The organism is Streptomyces sp. NPDC001514 (assembly GCF_053597075.1).
Genome location: NZ_JBSFHO010000031.1, coordinates 100208 through 109595, shown reverse-complemented (window position 1 = coordinate 109595; position 9388 = coordinate 100208). Strand labels below are relative to the sequence as shown.

Here is a 9388-nt window from a genome sequence, read left to right as displayed (position 1 = left end):
GCCCGGAGGGGCCCCGCACCACCACCCACCCACAGCAGCCGCACCAAGCCCGTCCGGCGCTTGAGGACGGACACACCGGACGCCCACCCGGCACCCGGCACACCGCACCCCGCACCGGTGCCGGGCACACCGCACAGACCCCGCCCACCGCCGGAGGCCCCCCCGCACCGGGCAACCCGAGAACCGCAACCCGGAGCGGGTAGGCGTAACCGCAGACGCACAGACGGCAGCCCCGGCACGGGGCACCGACAACCACACCAGAGAGGCACACCGTGGCGCAGGACCTGATCGCGCGGGCCCAGGCTTGGCTGGCCGAGGACCCCGACGCGGAGACCCGGGACGAGCTGGGCAAGCTCATCGAGGCCCGGGACACGGAGGAGCTGGCCGCCCGCTTCGCCGGGACGCTGCAGTTCGGGACCGCCGGGCTGCGCGGGGAGCTCGGGGCCGGACCGATGCGGATGAACCGCGTCGTGGTCATCCGGGCCGCCGCCGGGCTCGCCGCCTACCTCAAGGCCCAGGGCCACACCGGCGGGCTCGTCGTCATCGGCTACGACGCCCGCTACAAGTCCGCCGACTTCGCCCGCGACACCGCCGCCGTCATGGTCGGCGCCGGCCTGCGCGCCGCCGTGCTGCCGCGCCCGCTGCCGACGCCCGTGCTCGCGTACGCCATCAGGCACCTCGGCGCCGTCGCCGGCGTGGAGGTGACCGCCAGCCACAACCCGCCCCGGGACAACGGCTACAAGGTCTACCTCGGCGACGGCTCGCAGATCGTGCCGCCCGCCGACGGCGACATCGCGGCGCAGATCGACGCGGTGGGCAGCCTGCACGATGTACCGCGCCCGGAGAGCGGCTGGGAGACCCTCGGGGACGAGGTTCTGGACGCGTATCTGGAGCGTACGGACGCCGTCCTGAGCCCCCACTCCCCCCGTACCGCCCGCGTCGTCCACACGGCCATGCACGGCGTCGGCAAGGACGTGGTGCTGGCGGCCTGGGAGCGGGCCGGCTTCCCCGCGCCGGTGCTCGTCGAGGAGCAGGCCGAGCCGGACCCCGCGTTCCCGACCGTCGCCTTCCCCAACCCGGAGGAGCCGGGCGCGATGGACCTCGCCTTCGCCAAGGCGCGCGAGGCCCAGCCGGACATCGTCATCGCCAACGACCCGGACGCCGACCGCTGCGCGGTGGCCGTCCCCGACGACAGCGTGGACGGCGGCTGGCGCATGCTCCGCGGCGACGAGGTCGGCGCGCTGCTCGCCGCCCATCTCGTCCACAAGGGCGCCCTCGGCACCTTCGCCGAGTCGATCGTCTCGTCCTCGCTGCTCGGCCGGATCGCCGCGGCCGCCGGGCTCGGTCACGAGGAGACCCTGACGGGCTTCAAGTGGATCTCGCGCGTCGAGGGCCTGCGGTACGGGTACGAGGAGGCGCTCGGCTACTGCGTCGACCCCGACGGCGTACGCGACAAGGACGGCATCACCGCCGCGCTGCTGGTCGCAGAGCTGGCGTCGGAGCTGAAGGAGCAGGGCCGTACGCTCTCGGACCTGCTCGACGACCTCGCCGTCGAGCACGGGCTGCACGCCACCGACCAGCTGTCGGTACGTGTGGAGGACCTGAGCATCATCGCGGACGCGATGCGGGCGCTGCGCGAGCGGCCGCCCGTGCTGCTGGCCGGGTTGCACGTCGTCGAGGCGGAGGACCTGACGAAGGGCAGCGAGAAGCTGCCGCCGACGGACGGCCTGCGGTACTACCTGGAGGGCGAGTTCAAGGCGCGCGTCATCGTCCGCCCGAGCGGCACCGAGCCGAAGCTGAAGTGCTACCTGGAGGTCGTGGTGCCGGTCGCCGACGCGAGCGGGCTGGCGCCCGCGCGGGCGCGTGCCACGGAGGTACTCGGGGCGATCAAGCGCGACCTGGCGGCCGCGGCCGGCATCTGACGGCGCGGGCGTCCACCTTCGTACGGGTGAATCCCGTACGGCAGTTGACGCAGCGGCCCGTGCCCTCGAAGGGCCCACGGGCAAGGTGACCCGGGTACCGCCCGCCGAGTCACCGGAGCAGCCGCAGTGCCCCCGATCGCGACACATCACCCCACCGTCCCCGCCTCCCGTCGGCCACCGGCCTCGGGGGGCGGTGGCGTACCGGGTGCGGAAAGCCGGTTGGTCCGGGCGCTGGGACGGGCCTCGCCCGCCCTGGTCGGGTACCTCATGGTGCGGCTGTTCGGGCTGCTGGTGCTCGCGCGGTGGGCGCATGTCCAGGGGCGCGGTGTCTGGCCGACCCTCGCCACGACGTGGGACTCCGACTGGTACCTCGGGATCGCCGACCACGGGTACCAGCGGGAGCTGGGGACCGCCCTGGACTCGAACAACCTGGCGTTCTTCCCGCTCTACCCGGCCCTGGTGAAGGCCGCCGCGGCGGTCACACCCGGCACGCGTGCGTCCGTCGCACTCGTGATCGCTGTCGTGGCGTCGCTGATCGCGGCGTGGGGGATCTTCGCGGTGGGCGACCGGCTGCACGGGGAGCGGACCGGGACCGTGCTCGCGGTGCTGTGGGGTGCATACCCCGTCGCGATCGTCCAGTGGATGGGTTACACCGAGTCGCTCTTCACGGCGCTCACGGCGTGGTGCCTGTACGCGGCGCTCAAGGGCCGCTGGCTGTGGGCCGGTTCGCTCGCGACGCTGGCCGGACTGACCCGCCCGACGGGCATCGCGGTCGCGGCGGCCGTCGCCGTCGCCGGGCTCGTGGCGTACGTACGCACGCGCGAGCGGCGGGCGCTCGCGGGGGCGCTGCTCGCACCGCTGGGGTGGTCCGGTTACGTCGCCTGGGTCGGGCAGCGCGTCGGGCGCTGGGACGGATACTTCGCCGTGCAGAAGCTGTGGCGCAACCAGTGGGACGGCGGGCGGTCGACGCTGATCGAGCTGCGCCAGCACTTCGCCTACGACGCGAGCCCGATGTTCTTCCTGGTGCTGGTGTCGCTCGTCCTGGTGCTGTCGGCGGGGCTGTATCTGCTCTGCCTGACGGACCGCCAGCCGCTGGTGCTGCTCGTCTTCACGGGTGTGCTGATGGTGATCGTCCTCGGCAGCGGCGGTGTCTACTTCCCGCGCGCCCGCTTCCTCCTGCCCGCCTTCCCGCTGCTCCTGCCGATCGCGGTGGCCGTGGCCCGGGCCAGGCGGCCGGTCGCGGTGGTGGTGCTGACCGGGGCGGCGCTGTCGTCGGCGTGGCTCGGCGCGAATGCGCTGCTGGTGTGGCCGGGGCCGCCGTAATGGGGATATCCAGCTGCCACGATCCGAGACATCGAGACGCGTGCGGTGAGACCGGCCCCCGGTGGGACCGGCGTGCGGACGGGGCCGCCGCACGGAGCGACCGGCGCGTGCCGCGGACTCAGCCCGTCGCCATCAGCACCGCGAGGAACACCACACCGGCGGCCGCGGGGGCGAGGATCTCGTACGCCCAGCGCACCCGGGACTCGCCCTGCGCACCCGGGCGGGACGCGCTGCGCTCCGCCAGGTCCCGCAGTTCCGCGACCGTCCGGTCGGCAGGCGCCAGCCGGGATGTGGCGTCGGTGACGTCCGCGGTCACGGACGTACGGCCGTGGGGGTCGTCCTGGGCGGCCGTCGCCTGGCGGCGTGCGGCCCGCTTGCGCTGCCGCAGCGACACCGGCACGGCCCACAGCTGGTACTTGGCACCCTTGTGCGTGAAGACCTCACTGGAGTAGCCGGCGCGCACGTCCGCGACCGCCGCCCACGGGACCGTGATCGTGCGGAACGGGTTGCGGATCCGCAGCCGGTCGTCGTTGACGTACACGGCGGGCCGCAGCGTGAACGCGACGAGCAGCGGCACCACGAAGAGCAGCCCCGCGAGTCCCCACCAGGGCGTGCGGCCGTCGCCGCGTACCAGCGCGTCCACGCCGATCCAGGCGACCAGCGCCAGCATCAGCGCACCGGCGGCCATTCCGGGGGTCGACCGGAAGACACGGTCGGCGTGGGTCGGCTCGGGGGCCGGGGCGGGGCTCGTCATGCTCCCGATTCTGCCTCACCCGTCTCAGGGGACGAGATCGGCGTACACGATGATGTTGTCGGGGCGGTGGCCGTCGGTGAGCTCCCCGCCGCAGGTGATGAGCCGCAGCTCGGGGCGGGGCGTGTCGCCGTAGACCTTCCGGGCCGGGAAGGCCTTTTGACGCCCAGGCGGTACCAGCCGATACGGTCCGCGTCCGCCACGGACGGCACCTCGACCGTGCCGTCGGCGGCGAGGCCGAGCTCCAGGACGGGACCGGGGTCGACCGCGGCGGCGGGTATGCGGACCCGGACCGGCTTGGACTTCGCCATGGGCTCGGGCGCTTGCGCCCCCGGGGCGGCGGTCGCGGGCTGCACGCGTGCGGGGCGGCAGGCTTCCCCGAGTCGGCCCCACAGCCGACGAGCGCAGCTCCGACGAACACAGCCCCGACGGTCCTGGCGGGGCTGCACGAACGAAGTTGGCGATCAGGTGTACGGGATTCGCCCAGCACATGCCACAGGCATGTGATGGACGTCACAGGCACACGTGTCCACCTGCGAATTCGCACCTGGATCGACCCTGGGGGTGTACAGGCCGCTACGCGCGTAGATATGCTCCCCTGGTGACCATGCCCACCATTGCACCTGCATTCGCTGACGTGACCTCGTCCGACAGCGCACTGCGCCGCTTCCTGCACGGGCTCCCCGGTGTCGACCCCGTCGGCCTGGAAGCGCGCGCCGCGTCTCTCGGCACCCGTTCGATCAAGACGACGGCCAAGGCCTACGCCATCGACCTGGCCATCTCGATGATCGACCTGACGACGCTGGAAGGCGCGGACACCCCGGGCAAGGTCCGGGCGCTCGCCGCCAAGGCCGTCAATCCCGACCCGACCGACCGTACGGCCCCGAAGACGGCCGCCGTCTGCGTCTACCCCGACATGGTGGCCACCGCCAAGGCCGCCCTGGGCGGGTCCGGCGTCAAGGTCGCCTCCGTGGCCACCGCCTTCCCGGCCGGCCGCGCCGCGCTCGACGTGAAGCTCGCGGACACCCGTGACGCCGTCGCCGCCGGGGCCGACGAGATCGACATGGTGATCGACCGCGGCGCCTTCCTCGCGGGCAACTACATGAAGGTCTACGAGGAGATCCGCGCCGTGAAGGAGGCCTCCGGGACCGCACGGCTGAAGGTCATCTTCGAGACCGGCGAGCTCTCCACGTACGACAACATCCGCCGCGCCTCCTGGCTCGGCATGATGGCCGGGGCCGACTTCATCAAGACGTCGACCGGAAAGGTCGCGGTCAACGCGACCCCGGCGAACACCCTGCTCATGCTCGAGGCCGTCCGCGACTTCCGGGCGCAGACTGGAGTACAGGTGGGCGTGAAGCCCGCCGGCGGCATCCGCACCAGCAAGGACGCGATCAAGTTCCTGGTGCTGGTCAACGAGACCGCGGGCGAGGACTGGCTGGACAACCACTGGTTCCGCTTCGGCGCGTCCAGCCTGCTGAACGACCTGCTGATGCAGCGCCAGAAGCTGGCGACCGGCCGTTACTCCGGCCCCGACTACGTGACGGTGGACTGATCACCATGGCCTTTGAATACGCACCCGCACCCGAATCGCGGTCGGTCGTCGACATCGCCCCGTCGTACGGCCTGTTCATCGACGGCGAGTTCACGGACGCCGCGGACGGCAAGGTCTTCAAGACCGTCTCCCCGTCCACCGAGGAGGTCCTCTCCGAGGTCGCCCAGGCGGGCACCGAGGACGTCGACCGCGCCGTGAAGGCCGCACGCAAGGCCTTCGAGAAGTGGTCCGCGCTGCCGGGCTCCGAGCGCGCCAAGTACCTCTTCCGTATCGCCCGCATCGTCCAGGAGCGCAGCCGCGAGCTGGCCGTCCTGGAGACGCTGGACAACGGAAAGCCGATCAAGGAGACCCGCGACGCGGACCTCCCGCTGGTCGCGGCGCACTTCTTCTACTACGCGGGCTGGGCCGACAAGCTCGACCACGCCGGCTACGGTCCGAACCCGCGCCCGCTGGGTGTGGCCGGCCAGGTCATCCCGTGGAACTTCCCGCTGCTGATGCTCGCGTGGAAGATCGCCCCGGCGCTCGCCACCGGCAACACGGTGGTGCTGAAGCCCGCCGAGACGACGCCGCTGTCGGCACTCTTCTTCGCGGACATCTGCCGCCAGGCCGGACTGCCGAAGGGTGTCGTCAACATCCTTCCCGGCTACGGCGACACGGGCGCCGCGCTCGTCGAGCACCCGGACGTCGACAAGGTCGCCTTCACCGGCTCCACCGCGGTGGGCAAGGCCATCGCCCGCTCCGTGGCCGGTACGGACAAGAAGGTCACCCTGGAACTGGGCGGCAAGGGCGCCAACATCGTCTTCGACGACGCCCCCATCGACCAGGCCGTCGAGGGCATCGTCGGGGGCATCTTCTTCAACCAGGGCCAGGTCTGCTGCGCGGGCTCGCGTCTCCTCGTCCAGGAGTCGATCCACGACGAGCTGCTCGACTCGCTGAAGCGCCGTCTGTCCACCCTCCGCCTCGGCGACCCGCTGGACAAGAACACCGACATCGGCGCCATCAACTCGGCCGAGCAGCTGGCGCGCATCACCGCCCTCGCCGAGACCGGCGAGGCCGAGGGTGCCGAGCGCTGGACCGCGCCGTGCGAACTGCCGTCGTCCGGCTACTGGTTCGCGCCGACGCTCTTCACGAACGTCACGCAGGCGCACACCATCGCCCGCGACGAGATCTTCGGTCCGGTGCTGTCGGTGCTGACGTTCCGTACGCCGGACGAGGCCGTCGCCAAGGCCAACAACAGCCAGTACGGCCTGTCGGCGGGCATCTGGACGGAGAAGGGCTCCCGCATCCTCGCGGTGGCGAACAAGCTCCGCGCGGGTGTGGTGTGGGCCAACACCTTCAACAAGTTCGACCCGACCTCGCCCTTCGGCGGCTACAAGGAGTCGGGCTTCGGCCGCGAGGGCGGCCGCCACGGTCTGGAGGCCTACCTCGATGTCTGAGTCGTCGACGCGTCTGAGTGTCTTCAAGACCTACAAGCTGTACGTCGGGGGCAAGTTCCCCCGGAGTGAGAGCGGCCGGGTGTACGAAGTGACGGACTCCAAGGGCAAGTGGCTTGCCAACGCCCCGCAGTCGTCCCGCAAGGACGCCCGCGACGCGGTCGTCGCCGCGCGCAAGGCGTTCGGCGCGTGGTCGGGCGCGACGGCGTACAACCGGGGCCAGATCCTCTACCGCATCGCCGAGATGCTGGAGGGCCGCCGGGAGCAGTTCGTGCGCGAGGTGGCCGACGCCGAGGGCCTGTCGAAGTCGAAGGCGGCCGCGGTCGTGGACGCCGCGATCGACCGGTGGGTCTGGTACGCGGGCTGGACGGACAAGATCGGCCAGATCGTGGGCGGGGCGAACCCGGTCGCGGGCCCGTTCTTCAACCTGTCGACGCCCGAGCCGACCGGTGTGGTCACGGTCCTGGCCCCGCAGAAGTCGTCCTTCCTGGGCCTGGTGTCGGTGATCGCCCCGGCGATCGCGACCGGCAACACGGTGGTCGTGATCGCTTCGGAGGAGGCCCCGCTGCCGGCGCTCTCGCTGGGCGAGGTGCTGGCCACGTCCGACCTGCCCGGTGGCGTCGTCAACGTACTCTCCGGCCGCACGGCCGAGATCGCGGCCCCGCTCGCCGCCCACCAGGACGTCAACGCGATCGACATGACCGGCGCGGACGAGCAGCTGGCGAAGGATCTGGAGGTCGCCGCCGCGGACAACCTCAAGCGGGTACTGCGGCCGCGCGACGAGGACTGGTCCGCCGACCCGGGCACGCGGCGCATGACCGCGTTCCTGGAGACGAAGACGGTGTGGCACCCGACGGGTTCGCTGGGTGCGTCCGGCTCGGCGTACTGACGTATCGGACGTGTCCGAGTGTCGGACGTGTCCGAGTGACAGCGGTGGGCCCGCAGGAGGATTCCTGCGGGCCCACCGTCGTGTCAGCCGGTTTGCCGGCCGGTTCGTCAGCCGGGCAGCAGGCCGCCCAGCAGCGGACCGGCCACCGGGAGGTCCGGCGCGCTCGCCAGGGAGCCGGTGAGCGACCGGGTGTTGACCGCCTTGAAGTCCGCGACCTGCGTGCCGACGCCGTTGTCGAGCGGGTCGACACCGGTGTTCGCGAGCGGGTTCAGCGGGAGGTGCTCGGCGGTGGCCGCGGTGGACCGCAGGGCCGCCGTCGGGTCGAGGTCGCCCGCCTGACCCGCCTGTGCCACGCCGGCACCGGCGCCGAGCGCCGCACCGACCGCGGTGACGGTGAGACCGGCCGCCCTGAGCAATGTGTGACGTGCCATGAGAATCCTGCCTCGACGAGAAGTGGACCGAAGTGACCGACACCGAAGTGACCGACTGGGCACGCAGCGTAGTTCCCCTGTGATGCTCGATACCAACAGGACCCCAGGGGGGTCACCCACACGGCTCAATGCCTCAGACTGGTGTCCCGTGAGTTCCCAACCCCTCCCGACGCGCGTCGTCCTGCTCGCCGGGCCTTCCGGCTCCGGAAAGTCGTCCCTCGCCGCCCGCTCCGGGCTCCCGGTGCTGCGCCTCGACGACTTCTACAAGGAAGCGGACGACCCCACGCTCCCGCTCATGGCGGGCACCACGGCCGTCGACTGGGACTCCCCGGCGTCCTGGGACGCGGACGCGGCGGTCGACGCGGTCGTGGAACTGTGCCGTACGGGACGTACGACCGTGCCCGTCTACGACATCGCCACCAGTTCCCGGGCCGGAACCGAGACCCTCGACATCGAGCGCACCCCGCTCTTCGTCGCCGAAGGCATCTTCGCGGCGGATATCGTCTCCCGCTGCCGGCAGGCGGGGGTCCTCGCCGACGCGCTGTGCCTGCGCGGGCGCCCCTCGACGACCTTCCGCCGCCGCCTGCTGCGCGATCTGCGCGAGGGCCGCAAGTCCATGCCGTTCCTGGTCCGCCGCGGCTGGCGCCTGATGCGCGCGGAACGCGGCATCGTCGCCCGCCAGGCCGCGCTCGGCGCCCACCCCTGCGGCAAGGAGGAGGCCCTTGGCCGCCTCGCCGCCGCGGCGGCGGGCCGGTGCCGCCGTACGCCTGCGCCGAGCGTGTAGCCGCAGCGCTGCCGGGGGCCGGGGGCCGGGGGTACGTGGTTGCCCGGTGCCGGCGCGCGGCCGGTGCGTCCGTCGTCGAACGCCGGACGGGCCGGGTGGACGGGGCTGCCCCGTGCCGGGTCGGTGCCGTCCCCGGGGATGGTCACAGGTCGGGGCTCGCGCCGGTGGTCTGCGGACGCACAACGACCCCGGGGCGGGGGGGGGGCCGGCGCGGCGGAGGCGGCCCCCGCGGCCCCCCGGGGCCCCCCGGCCCCCCCGCCGGGCGCCCCCGGCCCCCCCCCCCCGCGCCCGGGCAGAGAC

The 9388-nt window shown here is 72.6% G+C and carries 8 protein-coding genes; 6 read left to right on the top strand and 2 right to left on the bottom strand.

Annotation, left to right across the window (positions count from 1 at the left end; translation table 11 throughout):
• Positions 1–272: 272 nt before the first annotated feature.
• Together ACWCXB_RS27835 and ACWCXB_RS27830 are read left to right on the top strand one after the other, a co-directional pair.
• The gene (locus ACWCXB_RS27835; RefSeq protein WP_450726502.1) at positions 273–1922 is read left to right on the top strand and encodes a phospho-sugar mutase; all 1650 of its coding nucleotides are present in this window, start codon (positions 273–275) and stop codon (positions 1920–1922) included.
• A gap of 126 nt (positions 1923–2048) precedes the next feature.
• Positions 2049–3245: a hypothetical protein gene (locus ACWCXB_RS27830; protein ID WP_450726501.1), complete on the top strand. Its 1197-nt coding sequence runs from the start codon at positions 2049–2051 to the stop codon at positions 3243–3245.
• Positions 3246–3363: 118 nt separating this feature from the next.
• Here ACWCXB_RS27830 and ACWCXB_RS27825 read toward each other — a convergent pair whose 3' ends face one another.
• Positions 3364–3999 carry a PH domain-containing protein gene (locus tag ACWCXB_RS27825; RefSeq protein WP_450726500.1) on the bottom strand — a complete coding sequence of 212 codons (636 nt, stop codon included), beginning with the start codon at positions 3997–3999 and terminating at the stop codon, positions 3364–3366.
• Positions 4000–4603: 604 nt separating this feature from the next.
• On the opposite strand from ACWCXB_RS27825, the gene deoC reads away from it, so the two are divergent.
• From deoC to ACWCXB_RS27810, 3 genes are read left to right on the top strand one after another with little or no spacing between them, the layout of a single operon-like run.
• Complete coding sequence (gene deoC / locus ACWCXB_RS27820) at positions 4604–5551, top strand: deoxyribose-phosphate aldolase (RefSeq protein WP_450726514.1); 948 nt, start codon at positions 4604–4606, stop codon at positions 5549–5551.
• Positions 5551–6987 (top strand): aldehyde dehydrogenase family protein, encoded by a 1437-nt coding sequence (locus ACWCXB_RS27815; RefSeq protein ID WP_450726513.1) that lies wholly within the window; start codon positions 5551–5553, stop codon positions 6985–6987. The genes deoC and ACWCXB_RS27815 overlap by 1 nt, the downstream gene beginning before the upstream one ends.
• Positions 6980–7873 carry an aldehyde dehydrogenase family protein gene (locus ACWCXB_RS27810; protein ID WP_450726499.1) on the top strand — a complete coding sequence of 298 codons (894 nt, stop codon included), beginning with the start codon at positions 6980–6982 and terminating at the stop codon, positions 7871–7873. Before ACWCXB_RS27815 ends, ACWCXB_RS27810 begins: the two co-directional genes overlap by 8 nt.
• 107 nt (positions 7874–7980) lie before the next feature.
• Here ACWCXB_RS27810 and ACWCXB_RS27805 read toward each other — a convergent pair whose 3' ends face one another.
• On the bottom strand, positions 7981–8304 hold the full coding sequence (locus ACWCXB_RS27805; protein WP_450726498.1) for a hypothetical protein: 324 nt from the start codon (positions 8302–8304) through the stop codon (positions 7981–7983).
• Between the two features lie 82 nt (positions 8305–8386).
• On the opposite strand from ACWCXB_RS27805, the gene ACWCXB_RS27800 reads away from it, so the two are divergent.
• Entirely contained in the window at positions 8387–9088 is a 702-nt protein-coding gene (locus ACWCXB_RS27800; protein ID WP_450726497.1) for a uridine kinase, read from the top strand.
• Positions 9089–9388: the final 300 nt, after the last annotated feature.